The sequence below is a fragment of the Dysgonomonas sp. PF1-14 genome (assembly GCF_029892965.1).
Taxonomy (GTDB): domain Bacteria; phylum Bacteroidota; class Bacteroidia; order Bacteroidales; family Dysgonomonadaceae; genus Dysgonomonas.
Map to the genome: position 1 here is coordinate 24,294 of NZ_JARXWN010000003.1, position 17,998 is coordinate 42,291.

Annotated in this window: 13 protein-coding genes and 1 pseudogene; 10 read left to right on the forward strand and 4 right to left on the reverse strand. The window is 38.6% G+C overall.

Annotated elements, in window-relative coordinates:
- The first annotated feature begins 3 nt into the window (after positions 1-3).
- From M2448_RS04285 to M2448_RS04310, 6 genes are all read left to right on the forward strand, one after another.
- Complete coding sequence (locus M2448_RS04285) at positions 4-1,161, forward strand: DUF4861 domain-containing protein (RefSeq protein ID WP_280646611.1); 1,158 nt, start codon at positions 4-6, stop codon at positions 1,159-1,161.
- Positions 1,162-1,245: 84 nt separating this feature from the next.
- Entirely contained in the window at positions 1,246-2,283 is a 1,038-nt protein-coding gene (locus M2448_RS04290) for a sugar kinase (RefSeq protein ID WP_280646612.1), read from the forward strand.
- Between the two features lie 103 nt (positions 2,284-2,386).
- Positions 2,387-3,166, forward strand: a complete 780-nt coding sequence (locus M2448_RS04295; protein WP_280646613.1) for a gluconate 5-dehydrogenase — start codon at positions 2,387-2,389, stop codon at positions 3,164-3,166.
- A gap of 134 nt (positions 3,167-3,300) precedes the next feature.
- The gene (locus tag M2448_RS04300; RefSeq protein WP_280646614.1) at positions 3,301-3,972 is read left to right on the forward strand and encodes a hypothetical protein; all 672 of its coding nucleotides are present in this window, start codon (positions 3,301-3,303) and stop codon (positions 3,970-3,972) included.
- 18 nt (positions 3,973-3,990) lie between these two features.
- Complete coding sequence (locus M2448_RS04305) at positions 3,991-4,659, forward strand: bifunctional 4-hydroxy-2-oxoglutarate aldolase/2-dehydro-3-deoxy-phosphogluconate aldolase (protein WP_280646615.1); 669 nt, start codon at positions 3,991-3,993, stop codon at positions 4,657-4,659.
- A 10-nt stretch (positions 4,660-4,669) separates the two neighbouring features.
- Entirely contained in the window at positions 4,670-6,253 is a 1,584-nt protein-coding gene (locus M2448_RS04310; protein ID WP_280646616.1) for an MFS transporter, read from the forward strand.
- Positions 6,254-6,342: 89 nt separating this feature from the next.
- Here the strand turns inward: M2448_RS04310 and M2448_RS04315 are convergent, their stop codons facing one another.
- Entirely contained in the window at positions 6,343-8,964 is a 2,622-nt protein-coding gene (locus M2448_RS04315) for a carboxypeptidase-like regulatory domain-containing protein (protein ID WP_280646617.1), read from the reverse strand.
- A 14-nt stretch (positions 8,965-8,978) separates the two neighbouring features.
- Entirely contained in the window at positions 8,979-9,824 is an 846-nt protein-coding gene (locus M2448_RS04320; RefSeq protein WP_280646618.1) for a GLPGLI family protein, read from the reverse strand.
- Between the two features lie 258 nt (positions 9,825-10,082).
- Here M2448_RS04320 and M2448_RS04325 point away from each other — a divergent pair.
- The 4 genes and pseudogenes from M2448_RS04325 (at position 10,083) to M2448_RS04340 (ending at position 15,131) form a co-directional block, all read left to right on the forward strand.
- Positions 10,083-10,949 (forward strand): annotated as a pseudogene (locus M2448_RS04325) (IS982 family transposase).
- 601 nt (positions 10,950-11,550) lie between these two features.
- Complete coding sequence (locus M2448_RS04330) at positions 11,551-13,428, forward strand: ABC-F family ATP-binding cassette domain-containing protein (RefSeq protein WP_280646619.1); 1,878 nt, start codon at positions 11,551-11,553, stop codon at positions 13,426-13,428.
- A 153-nt stretch (positions 13,429-13,581) separates the two neighbouring features.
- Positions 13,582-13,953, forward strand: coding sequence for a hypothetical protein (locus M2448_RS04335; RefSeq protein ID WP_280646620.1), 372 nt, complete (start codon positions 13,582-13,584; stop codon positions 13,951-13,953).
- Between the two features lie 2 nt (positions 13,954-13,955).
- Complete coding sequence (locus tag M2448_RS04340) at positions 13,956-15,131, forward strand: MFS transporter (RefSeq protein WP_280646621.1); 1,176 nt, start codon at positions 13,956-13,958, stop codon at positions 15,129-15,131.
- A 7-nt stretch (positions 15,132-15,138) separates the two neighbouring features.
- On the opposite strand, the gene M2448_RS04345 is transcribed toward M2448_RS04340, so the two are convergent.
- The gene (locus M2448_RS04345) at positions 15,139-16,119 is read right to left on the reverse strand and encodes a Gfo/Idh/MocA family oxidoreductase (protein ID WP_280646622.1); all 981 of its coding nucleotides are present in this window, start codon (positions 16,117-16,119) and stop codon (positions 15,139-15,141) included.
- Positions 16,120-16,124: 5 nt separating this feature from the next.
- On the reverse strand, positions 16,125-17,966 hold the full coding sequence (locus tag M2448_RS04350; protein ID WP_280646623.1) for a hypothetical protein: 1,842 nt from the start codon (positions 17,964-17,966) through the stop codon (positions 16,125-16,127).
- Positions 17,967-17,998 lie beyond the last annotated feature (32 nt).

Genomic DNA, 17,998 nt, shown 5'->3' on the forward strand with positions numbered 1-17,998 from the left:
AAAATGAAAAAAATATTTAGTTTGTTGTTTGCTGTTGCATTCTTGTTTTCCTGCTCATCAAATAATAATGAAGTAAAAATTACGGTCGAGAATCCAAGCGATTTTGACCGTTTGGCTGAACTTGTTGAGATACCTATCGATACGATTAAAGGAAAAGTAGTACTCGCCGATAGTTTGGTTTATGTTGTTAAAACAGCTGAAGGCACTGTGATTCCGTCTCAGATTACATACGATAGAAAGATCATTTTTCAGCCCGAACTGAAAGCAGGTGAATCTAAATCTTTTGTGATAACAACAGGAGAACCACAGGCATTTTCTGCCAAAACTTATGGACGTCATATTGCAGAACGTAAAGACGATTTCGCATGGGAAAACGATCGCGTAGCATTTCGTGCTTATGGTCCTGCGCTTATAGCAACAGACGGCCCTAGCAATGGATTCGATGTATGGTATAAAAGAACCAATAATCTTGTTATTGACAAATGGTATAAAGATGATCTGGCCGGAGTTCAGTCATACCATAACGATAATGGTGAAGGACTCGACGATTATAAAGTAGGGCGTAGTTTAGGAGCAGGGGCAATGGCTCCGTTTGTAAATGGTAAACTGTGGCTGAACGAAAATTATGCTTCACAGGAAGTGCTTGAAAACGGACCTCTTCGTACTACATTCAAGCTTACTTACAAAGATCTTGATGTGGATGGAAAACAAGTTGCAGAAAGCCGCACCGTTTCTCTTGATGCAGGATCACAACTATCTAAAGTCGTTCAGGCTTATACAATAAAAGAACCGATGGATGTTGCTGCCGGTCTTGTCAAAAGGGAAAATGGAGACTCTATCATATCGGTTGTCGACAAAGGTTATATTGTATATGCAGAACCGGCTTCTCCCAAAGCAGAGGGAGTATATCTGGCTATGATATTTCCGCAAGGACTGAAAGAAATGGTTGTAGATACATACGAAACAGTTAATCCAGTAAACAAACAAAAAGGCAAATATTCTCACGTATTGGGAGTTACCTCCCAGCAACCTCGTGTTCCTGTAACTTACTATACAGGCTATGGATGGAAGGAATATGGCTTCCCTACTGTTGCCGATTTCGAAAAATATATACAAAATTTCTCTACTGCTTTGACGCAGCCTTTAAAAGTTACCTATTGAATAAATAACGGTCAGCAGGTCTGATCAGCCTGCTGACCGGATACTAATAAATACATATATTAAAAAAAAGCAATAACTGAAACTATGAAAAAAGTAGTAACATTCGGTGAAGTAATGCTACGTCTTGCAACTCCCGGATATCAAAGATTTATACAATCAAACACATTGAACGCAACTTTTGGCGGAGGAGAGGCGAATGTAGCCGTATCACTTTCAAACTATGGTATTCCTACAGATTTTGTAACTCGCCTTCCTCAAAATGATATCGCAGAATGGTGTATTTCCGATCTGAGAAAGTACAATGTAGGTGTAAGCAATATCGTTCGTGGCGGCGACCGCGTAGGTATCTACTTCCTCGAAACAGGAGCTGTAGCGCGTGCCTCGAAAGTAGTTTACGATCGTGCTAATTCTGCAATTGCAGACATCAAGCCGGGAATGATCAACTGGCGTGAAATATTTAAAGATGCACAATGGTTTCACTGGACAGGAATTACTCCAGCAATATCGCAAGGAGCGGCAGACGCTTGTCTTGAGGCTATAAAGATAGCGAACGAAATGGGGGTGACTGTTTCTACCGACCTTAACTATCGCAAGAATCTGTGGAAATACGGAAAGACTGTATCGGAAGTTATGCCTGCGCTTGTAGAAGGTTGTGATGTTATACTTGGTAACGAAGAAGATGCAGAAAGAGTATTCGGAATTAAACCTGAGGGCTTCGATGTAGCCCACACAGGTGGCGATGTAAATGCTGCTGAGTTTGAATCGGTATGCACACAAATGATGAAACGCTTTCCTCGTGCTAAGAAAATTATTATTACACTTCGTGGCTCTATCAATGCTAACCACAATACTTGGGGTGGATGCTTGTATTCAGATAAGCTATACCAGTCTAAGCGTTACGATATTACACACATCGTTGACCGCGTAGGAGGTGGAGACTCTTTCATGGGAGGTCTTGTTTACGGCTTGATCACATATCCTACCGATGATCAGAAAGCATTGGATTTTGCTGTGGCTGCATCATGTCTGAAACATACTGTATATGGAGACTTTAATCTTGTAACAGTGCCCGAGGTAGAAAACCTTATGAAAGGTGACGGTTCGGGGCGTGTATCAAGATAGGAGCCCTCTAATCCCCCAGAGGGGGAATTTAAGTGATTATTAATATTTGTCTCTGCTATACCTCCCCTGTGGGGAGGCAAGGAGGGACCCGAAATAATAGAATATGAATCAATTTTCACTCGAAGGTAAGGTTGCACTGGTAACAGGTGGTACTTATGGTATAGGTATGGCAATGGCTAAGGCTTTAGGTAAAGCCGGTGCGACGATTGTTTTCAATGCCAGAAGTAAAGACCAGATCGAAAAAGCGCTGGAAGAATATAAAGCAGACGGCTTCAGAGTGTATGGCTATCAATGCGATGTAACCATAGAGCAGCAAGTACAGGATATGGTTGCCGATATTTCGAAAAAGATAGGAGACGTGGATATTCTGGTAAACAATGCCGGAATAATCAAACGCATTCCTGCTCTGGAGATGTCGGTAGAAGAATTCAGTCAGGTGATAGACATCGACCTGATAGGGCCATTCATTGTATCTAAAGCTGTAGCTCCGGGCATGATCAAAAAAGGTGCAGGTAAGATTATCAATATTTGCTCGATGATGAGCGAACTGGGACGCGAAACAGTTTCGGCTTATGCTGCGGCTAAAGGCGGACTGAAAATGCTGACCAAGAATCTTGCATGCGAATGGGCAGAGCATAACATTCAGGTGAATGGTATCGGGCCGGGCTATATTGCTACGCCGCAAACAGCGCCGTTGCGTACACCGGGGCATCCGTTCAATGAATTTATTATCTCTAAGACTCCGGCTGCACGTTGGGGTACACCGGAAGATCTTGAAGGACCAGTTGTATTCCTTGCTTCCGAAGCCTCTAATTTCATCAACGGACACATTCTATATGTAGACGGAGGTATTCTGGCATATATAGGAAAACAACCGAAGTAAAATAATTTAAGTAACTAATTATTCAGCAGCAGGCAGGTATTAAATTCCATCCATTGTTTTTATTGATCTTTATAATATATACCTGCTTGTCTGTTTGATGTAATTAATAATGAAAAATTAAAGTTTTCTGTATAATGAGAATAATTATTGCTATAATCTTGCTCTTAGCAAGTATTTTTTCTTCTTGCCAAAATAAACAGTTAACTCGGGATGAATTATCAGAAAAATTCAGCAAAGATTGGTGTGGCTGTATGGAAGAGAAATCGGAGGGAAAAACGTCCGAAGAAATTATTTCTCAGGTTGTACCGGACTGTGTTCGAGGCGTGATGTCACAATATGTGCAAGATAAGCAATTGTATGACGGTATACGGGTTCTTATAGCAGCAAAAAACTACGATGAATCTCTTTCTGATTACGAGAAAGAACGGTTGTTTGGAAGAGAGCTAGGAAAAGAACTGGTAACAAATGCAGTAGATGAATGTGAAACGTACCGTAAAGCATTAATACAGTTCAAAAAAGATTATATAGAAAAGGCAAAACAAGATGCCAATACTCAAGATAAGGTTGAAGTAGGTGAGTTGATAAATAATATGCAGTCTCAATTAGACGAAATAGATATAAGTCAGGTAAAAGATCCGAAAAAGAAAAAGCAAATAAGTTCTTATTATCTCTTGTTAGGATTGATGTATGAATATGCAGAAAAGGATGCTCTCGCCGTTAAGCAATATGATAAAGCAATAGAGTTTGATTCTGAAAGCTCAACAGCAATCGGGTTGAAAAAGCTGCTTGTAAAGTATAAAGAATAATTTAAAAGTTAGATAAATATGCGTTTTTCAAGAATAAAAGCCTGTCAGGTAATGGCAGAAACAGGAATGGTACCTGTATTTTACCATAGCGATCTCGAAACATCCAAACAGGTATTGAAAGCTTGTTATGAAGGAGGAGTAAGAGCATTTGAATTTACAAACCGTGGCGATTTCGCACACGAAATATTCGGAGAACTTAACAAATGGGCAGCAAAAGAATGCCCTGACATGATACTTGGTATCGGCTCTATTGTCGATGCCGGAACAGCATCTTTGTTTTTACAACTTGGGGCCAATTTCGTAGTAGGACCCCTATTAAATCCCGACATCTTTAAAGTGTGTAACCGTAGGCAAGTAGCGTATATTCCCGGTTGCGGATCTGTATCCGAAGTCGGTTACGCACAGGAGTTGGGTGCCGAAGTAGTCAAAGTATTTCCGGGCGATGTGGTAGGCCCTGCCTTTGTAAAAGGTATAAAAGCGCCTATGCCTTGGTCTAACCTTATGGTTACAGGTGGTGTGACTCCTACCGAAGAAAACCTGAGCAAATGGTTCAGCGCAGGAGTAATGTGTGTAGGTATGGGATCAAACCTGTTTCCTAAAGATGTAATTGCAGCTAAAGACTGGGGTAAAATTACCCAACTGTGTAAAGATGCGTTGGCAATAATAGCAAAGACCAGAACTAAATAAAACTGAATATATGAATAATACCGGAAACACTAAAATGACGAACTACAGGTGGATGATCTGTGCGATGCTTTTCTTTGCTACCACGATCAACTATCTGGACAGGCAGGTGCTGTCGCTGACTTGGAAAGATTTTATCTCTCCCGAATTTCATTGGACAAATGACCATTATGGTACTATAACCGCTCTATTCTCTATTTTCTATGCAGTCAGTATGCTTTTTGCAGGGAAATTTGTAGACTGGATGGATACTAAAAAAGGTTTCCTCTGGGCTATCGGGGTATGGTCTTTTGGTGCCATTATCCATGCATTTTGTGGTATCGCTACATCAGGAATTGTAGCAGGAGAATGGTTTGTTGGCTTTGAAGGAGCACGTGAAGCTATAGCCACAGTAAGTAATGTGGGAAAAGTAGCAAGTGTTAGTGTAGTACTCTTTGTTTTTGCACGTTTAGTATTGGCAATCGGGGAAGCAGGAAACTTTCCGGCAGCAATTAAAGCAACGGCTGAATATTTCCCTAAGAAAGACAGAGCCTTTGCTACCAGTATATTCAATGCCGGGGCTACAGTAGGTGCACTTGCAGCTCCTGTAACGATTCCCGTAATTGCAAAATTCTGGGGATGGGAAATGTCATTTATCATAATAGGAGCATTAGGCTTTGTGTGGATGGGATTCTGGGTATTTGTCTATAAAAAACCGGAGGTGCATCCTAAAGTAAATACAGCCGAGCTGGCTTATATTCAGTCTGATAAAGCTGATGAGACTCCGGCTGAGATTGCAGCAGAGGAAGACAAGGGAAAGAAGATAACATTTGCTCAGGCTTTCCGCTATCGTCAGACGTGGGCATTTGCCTTTGGTAAATTTATGACCGATGGTGTTTGGTGGTTCTTCCTATTCTGGGCACCAGCATACCTGAGTTCCGTATATGGTATCAAATCATCCGATACGGCAGGACAGTTGGCGATCTTCGTATTATATGCGATTACTCTTCTTTCCATTATTGGAGGTTGGTTGCCATCATATTTTGTAGACAAAAAAGGAATGAATCCGTATGCCGGACGTATGAAAGCGATGTTGATATTCGCATTCTTCCCACTTTTAGCTCTGTTGGCTCAACCGTTAGGAGGTTATTCATATTGGATTCCTGTAATCATCATCGGTATTGCCGGAGCAGCCCATCAGGCATGGTCGGCTAACATATTCTCTACTATCGGTGACATGTTCCCTAAGAAGGCGATTGCAACCATTACAGGTATCGGTGGAATGGCCGGAGGTATCGGGTCTTTCCTTATTAATAAAGGATCGGGAGCATTATTCGATTTTACTCAAAAAAATTGGAGTACAATTAACGGACAAGCTCTTCTGGAGAAATATCCGCAACTGCAAGATAGTGAGGCAACAAAAGCATTGCTCAAACAGCATAATGTAGGAAGTATTGAAGAGTTTTTGAAAACATTGTCTGCCGCAGGTGATACAGTAGTAGATGGTATCAGTTCGGGTTATATGATTATCTTCTCTATCTGTGCAGTCGCTTATCTGATAGGATGGATAGTAATGAAAATTCTCGTACCTAAATACAAACCTATTACAGATTTATAATTCTGATTTAATATTATATTAGTTCTTAGGAGTATCCGGAGATCATCCCTTCAGAGGGTAGATTCTTCGGATATTCTGTTTTTGAATTCTTAATAATTGACTTTTATAGTAAATATACAACTAATAGGACGTAGATAATAGTTTGTATTTATTTCGTCCAAGTCGTTGTAAATTATTCTCGTATATTTCCTAATATTAGTAATATTATAGGTTGCAAGTTCTAATTCTATTTTTTTACCTGATTGAACCCTAATTCCACAATCCATAAAGAAACAATCTTCTCTTTTATTATTATATAAGGCATTATTAAAGTAATTTATATTATAATATACTTCCATTTTTGGCAGAGGCATAACTGATGTTTCAAATGTAGCACCATAATTATTTATTACAGAATTTGGTGAATTATTCGACGTTTGTATTGTTTGAGAAGAAGAGTTCACTATACCATATCCTTTCACTGAAAGCCAATTAATATAGTTAAAACTGAATGAAGGTTTAACATATAAAATTCTATTAGAATAATTGACACGCCGATCTTGTCTTACCCTTTCATTTTTAGAATAAGTTAAATTCGAGGTAAGTGATACCACCGTATTAATACTATGAAAATTCTTCGCAAAATAAAAATTCATTAAAAATTTTTGAGAATAATTAGTCGTATGTCCTGCATAAGTTGAGGTCTCTCCTATTTCAGAAATAGTTGAACCTTTTAATACGTTCTTTTTAATCTTATTATATCCGATTGAAAGAGTAGAAAAAAGTCCATTCATTGTATTCCGATAATCATATCCGATATTAAATCTCCATCCTCTATTTTCTGATAAAACACCAGACTCTCCCATAGAAGTAATGTTATAGGATTTTTGTATTGGGTTTTGCAAAAAGTTCATTATATCCCCTAGATTATGGCTTAAGCCACCAGATAAATTAATTGAAAATCCAGGAGTAAATCTGTATTGGGTCCTCAGATGTGGAGTTAAAGTTAACTTATCAAGTTTGAATGTAGAGATTAGTATTTTATCTTTATATTTGATATTATATACCTGAAGTGGTAGGACAGCCTTAAAATTAAAACTATTTTTAATATAATTATATTCTAGAGATGCCGTTGAAATTATTTTATGACCTTGATTCTTATTTTTAATATTTTCATTACTTTTTGCATACATAAGTTCTGTACTTATTTTGTCATGCTCAGATTCTACCATCACATCCACAGAAAGATTTGAATTAGCATTAAAACCTTTTATGAAAGAAGTAGAATGTTTGGTATAGAAAGAATACCCTGAAATGAGTTGATCAATAGGAATGTAATCATTTGAAAATGTTATACCCAATTTATTTTGTGGCGTATTTCCTCCTGCTATTAAAGATTTAATAGAATATGTATTATCGCCTTTTTTCCACATTAAATTTAAATCGTTACTCAGATTTATTTCTTGCATTTTATAGTTTTGAAAATAATCAGCTGAAGAAAATACATCCATAAAACTTTTTCCCCAATTAAGATTCGCATTCAAAGTATTATTTATATACAGCCTATCTGAATTCTTTTGATATTCCAATGATCCCATTAATTTGTTATCGGTGATATTACTATCAAAAAGTTCTTCTATAACGATTTCTTTCTCGCCTATATAGTATTTTGAAACAACATCTTTTTTATTGCTTCTTTTCCCTCTTTGGTACACGATATTAGCTCTAAAAGTAGAAAAATTATCCAATTTGCGGATTGAGTTAACAGACGAAGATAAATTAATCAGAGCCCCAGTACGTTTACCGATTTGGTCAGGAACATTTACAAGAGAATGCTGTATCAGTGTTTCTGCTTTTGAATTCTTTACTGACGAACCATAATGACTTATATATTCATTGGTATTGTAATCCCCTAAATTATTCCCTTTGGCAGAGAAAAGTATCTGTTGCTTTTTACTCGCCATAAAACCAAATATTTCTCCTCGGTAGAGCCACTCGTCTGAGTAACCACCACCGACAACCACATTTCCCATAGGGGCAGTCATGTCGTTGTTTTTCAGTTTGATATTGAGTGCCGCATTTTCCGACAATTCAATATCCTTAAGAAGCCTTATAGGTTGGTGATTTTCATAGACCTGAACTGTTGTAATCTGATCAGCTGCAATATTTTTAGTAATAAGACTATATTTACCTCCTTGCATATCAAGTCCTTCTATATAAAATCTATTGATAGGTTTACCCTGATATTTAATTTTTCCTATCTCATCAACTGTTATTCCTGGTAGCTTCCTTAATATATCTTCCACATTACGATCAGCACCAGACCGGAATGAAGATACATTATAATTGATAGTATCACCTCTAGTTGATATGCTTGGCACTTTGATGGTTACTTCATTTAATAAAAAAGCTGATTTTTTAAGTTCCTGATTTATAGTAGATGACCTATTTTTATATTGGGTATTCTTCTTTTCATACCCCATAATTAGAAACTCTACATTTACATGATTTTTATGTGAACGGAATTCTATAGAATAATATCCCTGCTTGTCAGTTATAGTATAAGAATTTATCTGATTCGATGTCGAATCCGTTTCCATTATTTTTACAAATACGCCCACGACAGGCAAGCCGTCATCCTGATCGGTTACTCTTCCAGTAAAAACTGTCTGAGCATGAGAGAAAGAGCATGTTAAAAAAAAGGCAAAGCATACACTAAATATCTTTTTCACTATCTATCTTCTTTTTAATCAAGTTCTATCGGTTTGTAGAATAGCTTTCTGTTCTGGTGATTCTTTTCTTCACCAGAAAGTTTCTTTGGAGCCAACTGGCTTCCTGCAATAAAACTACTCGGATTTGATTTATACTTATTAAGATTTTGATTAAACTGTTTTCTATTTGTTTTAAAATAGGATTTCTTTTCAATATAAATTTCATCAGCTGATTTCCGTAAGGTTATAGCATTGAATATATGTTCTTTATCAGAATCTTCTACCTTTAAGATCAAACCCGGAAGTCCTGAAAATTTCCATGGCCCGTCATTTATCGGGAGATCGGGAGCATAGTAAGCTGTCCAATACCGACCTCTGAAGTTTGTTTCAGCTATCTGACATAAATATCCACACACTATCTCACTCTTGTTTTTTAACGTCCATTTCATAATGTTAAGGGAATCAGCTATAACATAATAGTCTATAAAAATTCTATCATAATAGTCTATAATCTGAGAATCCTTATTTTTGATAATCGTATACGGAGATCCCATAGATATAGAGTTGCTCCTAATAATAGTTTCATATTCCTTTCTTGTAATTTTATTAATATCTTTCTTATAAACTATAGAATCAGTGCGATAAGATTTATAGCTAAAATATTTAGATTTTGTTTTGCCGACTTGCAATATATCATAATAAGTTCTCGATTGATTTAAATCCGAATCAGTCACTGAGTATTCATAAATACATTCGATCAGTGATTGATCTATATTTTTTATTTCAGCTATTTTTGCATACTGATTCCTATTCTGAGCATTTACAACAGATGCTACAAAAACAAAGAACATAAGTATTATTGCCCTAACTCTGTATTTCATAATGTTTAAGGTTTAAATTAATATCACCCACATAGGCTTCATCCGGAGCTATAGTTGGATATACCAAATCACCACATTCAAAATCTCATTAAGTTCAGCCAGATAGTCCCAATATTCGTCCTCAGTATTAAAATATAGATTTCTTACAGTATATCCTGTTGTATTACAAGTAGTCCTGTACTGTACTGTTGCAAAAGATAAAGAAGAGACAAATAATCCACAAATAAACAGTTACTAAGTGTTTGTGAAGTTACGGATATTTTCTATCTATGTGATGAATTTACCAAAGAATTTTCTTTATTTTAGTCCAGCCATATATTGCGGGAAGATAACAGCAAGAAATATCGAAACAAAGTCAATCGGCTATCCGATAGTGAAGTAATGATAATATTAATAGCCTTTCATTTAAGTGGGATGAGAAATCTGAAAGCCTACTATCTGTTCTATGTCAGTAAGCATTTGACAAGAAAATTTCCCAAATTAGTATCTTACAATCGTTTTGTCGAACTCCAGCAGCGATCACTTTTGCCTTTGGTTTTATTTCTAAAAACTTGCCGTTTAGGTAAATGCACAGGCATTAGCTTTGTTGATTCCACCACATTGGATGTCTGCAATATAAAACGTGAATGGCAACACAAAGTCTTTGATGGCATAGCAGTCAAAGGAAAAAGTACAATGGGGATTCAAACTTCATTTGATAATCAATGATAAAGGAGAAATCTTGAGTTTTGTTATTACTCAAGGCAATATTGATGATAGGAAACCTCTTGAAATGGAGAGTTTTGTCAAAAATATATTCGGTAAACTTTATGCAGACAGAGGTTATATCTCCCAATGATTAGCTGAAATACTCTTTGTCGATGGTATTCATCTAGTTTACAAACTCAAAAATAACATGAAAGAAGAACTGCCCCTAAAAGACAGAATTATGCTCCGCAAAAGAACTATTATAGAATCTGTTAATGATGAATTGAAAAATATCTGTCAAATAGAGCATACAAGGCATCGCTCGTTTGCAAACTTCCTGACAAACCTGATTGCCGGATTATTGCTTACAGCTTTTTACCGAAGAAACCATCCATCAGAGTTGACATTGTTGAAGATAATCAACTGTCAATATATTAATTACTTATGTCGAACTCACGTTGTATTAAATAAGAAAAGGTTTATCTCTACATCAGTTAGAAATCAATAGTGATCTTTGAAATGAATTAGGGCATAGCGGAAACCGGCGGAGCCAAAAATGAAGAGTAGGAAATACACAACAACTGTAAAACTTGTAAGGAATGTAAGCTTTTAGTTAAAATGACCTTACCCCAACCCGATCCAAAGGGTAGGGCTGTTAAGTACTACGAGTTGCCATGCCTTTTAAGGTGTGGGTTGGGAGTAATACCTAAAAAGACTTTAGTCAAATCTGTTTTGGCTAAAGCCATTTCATAATGATCAGGCTTATTCCTCCACTTAAAGGTGGAGGCAACTGCTTAAAAAGAAATTAGAACTTAACAACCCTACTCTAAAGGGAGAGGGAGTTGTAAAGTCTCGAAGGGGCAAAGAGAAAGGCATGAGGCTAAAAGTCACTAGCTATAAGCTTCTGATTTTTGTAATCTTTGTAAGCTTTTAGTTAAAATAAATACTGTAGGGACGAATTGCATTCGCCCGTAGATTAGACAAATGCGATAACTGCACTGTTAACTGTAAAAGTGTTACCTTTGCAAAAACTTTATCTATGGCATCTATATTACAGGTAGAAGGACTTACCAAGAGTTTTGGCGATATGGTCTTATTCAGGGAGATTGCTTTCGGTATAGCCGAAGGCGAGCGCATCGGGCTAATCGCCAAGAACGGAGCAGGAAAAACTACCTTACTGAATATCCTTGTGGGGAAAGAACCTCATGATAGTGGTTCGGTTGTTTATCGCCGCGACGTACGTGTGGCTTATCTGGAGCAAGACCCTGTATATTCCGAACATCTGACAGTTCTCGAAGCTTGCTTTCAGTCGGGGAACGAGATTACAGAGCTGATAGCCGAATATGAGCAGGTGATTAACTCCAAAGACCATTCCGGGTTAGATGCTATTCTGCAGAAGATGGATATTTTACAAGCTTGGGATTATGAGCATCGTGCAAAGCAAATACTGGGACAACTGAAAATAACCGATTTTGAGCAAAAAATATCCGAACTGTCGGGCGGACAACTAAAACGCGTGGCTTTGGCTAATGTGTTGATAACAGAGCCCGACCTGATCATACTGGATGAACCTACCAACCACCTCGACCTCGATATGGTGGAATGGCTTGAAGAGTATTTGCAGCGTTCGCGTCTTAGCCTACTGATGGTGACGCACGACCGTTATTTCCTCGACAGGGTGTGTAACGAAATCATTGAGATAGATCAGCAACAACTGTATCAATATAAAGGCAATTATTCCTATTACCTCGAAAAACGTGATGAGCGTATCAGTACGCAGAATACCGAGATAGACAGGGCGAATAATCTGTTGCGTAAAGAGCTGGAGTGGATGCGTCGTCAACCTCAGGCGCGGGGAACAAAAGCCAAATCGCGTATAGATGCATTTTATGATCTGGAGAAAAAAGCACAGCAGGTACGCGATGCCGGAAATGTACAGTTGCAAATGAAAGGTTCGTATATTGGCAATAAGATATTTGAAGCACAACACGTCTATAAGTCTTTTGGAGACATTAAAATACTCGAAGATTTCAATTATATATTTGCCCGTTACGAGAAACTGGGTGTTGTAGGAAACAACGGTACAGGCAAATCTACCTTTATAAAAATGTTGATGGGTGAGGTACAACCCGATAAAGGAGGTTTTGATATAGGGGAGACTGTTAAGTTTGGCTATTACAGTCAGGATGGGTTGAAATTTGACGAGCAGATGAAGGTACTTGACGTAATACAAAATATTGCAGAAGTAATTGATCTGGGTAACGGTAATCGTCTGACCGCATCACAATTCCTTCAGCATTTTCTGTTCCCGCCTGAGAAGCAGCATAACTTCGTTTACAAGTTGTCGGGAGGGGAGAAGCGCAGATTATACCTGTGTACGGTGTTGATAACAAATCCGAACTTCCTTGTATTAGACGAGCCTACCAATGACCTAGACATCGTTACACTGAATATATTGGAAGAATACTTGCAACAGTTCAAAGGCTGTGTGATAGTGGTTTCGCACGACCGCTATTTTATGGACAAGGTAGTCGACCATCTGCTGGCGTTTCAGGGACAGGCAAAAATTAAGGACTTCCCCGGCAATTATACCCAATACAGGGAATGGAAAGAAATACAGGATGTACTGGAAAAAGAGAAAGAACAGCAGGCTAAACCGAAAGAAGAGAAGCCTCAGACTGTAGCACCTAAGCAGGGTGAAAAGAAGAAATTGTCTTTCAAGGAGAAGCGGGAATTTGAGGAACTCGATGCACTGATACCAAAACTGGAAGAAGAAAAGGCAGGTATAGAAGCCGAACTTTCCAGCGGAACTTTATCTACTGATGAACTTATGGCAAAATCGAACCGTATCGGGGAATTGATTGATGAGATAGATGAAAAGACAATGCGCTGGATGGAACTCAGCGAATTTATATGAAAAGAATAAAATTGTTCATATTGATCTTTTGTGTAGCATCTGATTTTCTTACAAGCTACAGAGTGTACAGATCGGTTCAATTACACGTATGGTAAAAACAATTGATCCGAATCTGAATTAACAAACTTTACCTATACTTTAAATAATAAGAAAATGAAAAAACTTAAGGATGATTTACTATATACTGATGAAAAGACAGGAGAACAGGTTGTTTTCAACCATTATTCATTTTGCGAACTGATAAAATGGATAATAGTGCGGTATGCTTCAAAGACATATAAAGACGCAAATGAGTTGGTTAATAAATCGGTTCTCGTTAATGAACCTGAGTCTTATCTAAGTGTTACATTAATAACCCATGAACTGGAATATCATTGGGCTATGATAGTTGCGCATGGTGACATGTACTGGCAAAGAGGGATTCCGAGTGATTTCAAGAAATTTTCGGATGAATATTCGGAATGGGAAAAGGAGATAATCAAAAGCTATAATTTAAAAGAACCATATATCTATCTGGATAATTAGTAATGGAAACTCAAAAGGCGAAACTGTGGTCGCTTAATTATCTGAATGTTTGTTTTGCAAACTTTCTAATGGCATGTTCATTCAATTTGTTGATGCCATCCATACCACTGTATATTACCGAGCAAATGGGTGTAGCACAATCTAAAACGGGTATTGTGCTGGCATCCTACGCTATTGCCCTGATGTTTGTGCGTCCGTTTTCAGGATACATAGTAGACCTTTATTCCCGTAAAAAAATACTGTTGATCGCATTTTCCTGTTATGTGTTGATTTTCTTCGGGTATTTCTGGGCTACTACGATCATGCTGTTTATTCTTGTACGTTTCCTGCATGGCATTACATGGGGATTGTCCACAGTGTCATCCAGTACATTAGCAATAGACGTTGTACCATCGGAGCGTCGTGCCGAAGGCATAGGCTATTACGGTACTTTTATGAATGTGGCAATGGCTATAGGCCCTTTTGTGGCAATACATATATACAACCATTGGGGATTTCAGGTATTACTCTGGTGCGCCATTGGTATGGGGGCGCTGGGTATTCTGGCTGTTGCTCTTATTAAAGCACCGGAACGACCTAAAGTGGAAGCCCCTCAGAAGTTATCTTTAGACCGCTTCTTCTTATTAAGAAGCTGGCCTATATTTCTTAATCAGCTTTTACCTTGTTTTGCATGGGGAACCATTGGGCCTTTTGTAGCACAATATGGTAAACAGATAGGCATTCCGAATGCAGGTGTCTTTTTCCTCTTTTGGGCAGGTGGTATCATGGGCTCACGCGTGTTTGCCGGTAAGTTGGTAGACAGAGGAAAGATACACGAAGTCAATATAGTGGCAATGGCTATCGTAGCAATAGCATTCTTTGTGTTTGCAACTGTTCACAACCTGACGGCATTCTGTGCTTCCGGACTATTTATCGGTATCGGGTTCGGTATGATGTTTCCGGCATTACAAACTCTATATATAAACCTTGCTGAGAACAGCCAGCGCGGTACGGCCAATTCTACCTATCTTATTGGTTTCGATCTCGGATTGGCATTAGGTATGCTTGTCGGAGGATACATCACCGGATATATGTCCTTCGAGTCCCTATACCTCATTGCTTCTGTATTATGCGTATTCAGCATTCTGGTATATTGGTTCTGCTCCAGAAGCGTGTTTGAGGCTAAGCGGTTACGCTAACTCTATTTTATTTCTTGTCTGTTATCAGATCCATTATACGTGAAGTTCTGGCACCGGATACGCCTGTCGATGGGCATGTACCGATACCGCGAAGCTCATTCACTATTGTCCGGATTAATGGTTGCTGAATATGCTCAGGTTGCTCAGTTTCGTAGTATGTAATGTCATCACCTATAGTGATTGCAATAGGCTGGAATGAAAAAGTATTGAACTTAATACAACCATTCATCCCCGTTATGGTAATTGTATCCTGACGTGTTTTCTCGGGGCTGACAAAGTTCCATAAACCTGTACCCAAAACTCCCGATTTGAATTGCATTGTCGCGGCTATGGTATCAGATACTTCATAATAGCCTCCAAGATTTCGAGCATAACCATTGGCGTCCTCTATCTCTCCCAGCAGGAAGTCGAGTATATCGAGTGTATGCGGAGCTAAGTCGAAGAAATAACCGTCTCCCGCGATATCTTTTTTTACACGCCAAGCCTGTGTTTCAGGGCTTTTGTCGTCCTCACCTGCCGGACGGATATATTTGATATCAACAGTCAGTATCTTTCCTAAGACATTACTGTCTAAGAGTTCTTTGACTTTCAGAAAATAGGGTAGTGCCCTGCGGTAATAAGCGACAAAGAGCTTCTGTCCGGCTTTGTCCGATGCAGCAATCATATCGAGGCATTCGGCATAATCCATAGCCATCGGTTTCTCTACATATACGGGCTTTCCCGCTTGTAAAGCTTTTATTGCATATTCCTTGTGCGAAGACGGAGGAGTAGCAATATATATCGCATCCACTTCCGGATCATTTATCAACGCATCGGCATCAGTATAATATTTCTTCACCTGATGGCGCGAAGCATAGTCTTTGACTTTGGACTCGTCGCGGCGCATTACCGCAACGAGTTCCGAGTGTTCTATCTTATAAAAGGCTGGTCCGCTTTTCTTTTCGCAGACGCTGCCGACACCGATAATACCCCATCTGACTGTTTCCATATTCTTTAGAATTTGAAATTCAGACCACCCAAGAAGTTAAATCCTTGTAGCGGATAGCCATATTGCAGTTCATACTTCTGGAACAACAGATTATTGGCACAGGCATATATTGATACCCAGTCTAAAATCTGGAATTCAGCACGGGCATTCAGTTCATTGATATCTTTCATGCTCACTGAAGAATAACTTTCGGATGAATAATTATATCCCAATGCCTTGCGTCCTCCGCCATATAGATAGCTAAGCGTGAAAGTAAATTTGTCAATCGGTTTTACGTCGGCTCTCAGTTCTGCGGTAAACGATGGACGTCCCCAAGCTTTCTTCTCAGGATTGTAAGTAGCCTCTGTCGGTGAATAAAGATAAGTACCATTCGGATATTTTACACTGTAAAAATATGCCATAGCTTTCAGGGAAAGGTCAGTATAAGGGATCAGATTGGTTTTGAGTAAACCTCCCACATGGCCTGTACCCACATTGGCATTGAGTACGGATGAAACATTCGACCAGTATGAATTTTCGGTAGAAGATCCATAATAACCACCATCATATCCATACGCGTTATAATAGCTACTTGATCCAAAAATATACAAGTGGTCATCGTTCGTTTTCTTATACCCTGCAAATAAGTCAAATTCGAAGCCGCTTATAACTCCTGATTTGAAACCGACTTTTGCATCAAAAATAGTTTTAGAATACCAAATACGGTAACTTGGATCTGCATAGCGGTTTTCCTGTAATATATCGAGGAAAGTATTGTTGTTTGCACCACCGGTTACCTCACCATAGAATGTATTCACATCATTGACATGTATCGAAGCTTTTACATTTGGTGTAAACAGCATCTTGGTTTTCACATCGAATAGTCCGCTTACATTCACACCTAAATCTATATCCCAGTTAGCACCTTGAAATTTGATGTACGGGGTAGCAGTAATATTGGTGAATCCATGAAAAGCATCTTCAAAATATTCGGCTCTGTCTTTATCACTAAAGTGTTGATTCATAACGAACCCTTTTATACCGATGGTCTTATCCGAACCGAATGCTGTGTAGAAATCAACATCCAGATCTAACTGACCTCCTTTTTCGCCATCTTCTGTCGGAGATGCTCCATACTTACTCTTGAAGTATTGGTAACGTACACTTCCCTTGTATTTCAGCAGTCCATCATTGTTGTCGCTCGAGCGAAGACCAGCGCCAACACTGATTACATCTACTTTCTGACGCGAGGTAATGTCGAATGGGAATGCCGAAGATCCGCTTGGGAGGAAAGAGTTTCCGTAATAGTTATACGAAGTATTATAATATGAAGCATCTAGTGATAGTATCGAAGGTTCGAAGATATGTTGGTATTTCAGATTTGCTTTGGTCGCAGAGTGTTTAGCCTTCACATCGTCTATGATATACTTTTTGCCATCTATATAATCCACTTCGCCACTTGTGGAACTGTGTGTGGCAAATATGTCGAGACGGTCTGTTGCCGAATTGAGTATTCGGTATCCTGCCGCCGCTTCTATGTTGGAATGGCTTCCGGCACCTAATACTACGTATCCACGTTTTTTATTGAAATCTACATTCGTTTTAATATCTCCCGATTCGGCACTGCCCAGTTGGTTGTTTCCAAGCTTCAACTGTGGAGCTGTACTGATGTACTGAAAGTCTTTAGCTTTCACAGTAGGAGTGTAAATAAACGGAGTAGTATTTATCTTTGAAGCATCCTGCAAAGTGGGATTGTAATCACGTTCGAGCAATACCTGACGTATCAGTGTCGAGTCTTTTTGGGCGGAAGCTGTGAGACTGATAATTCCCAGTCCTATGACAAAAATTGATTTATATAATGTTTTCATTCTCTTTTCTTTTACTGATTTGTACATAAGTT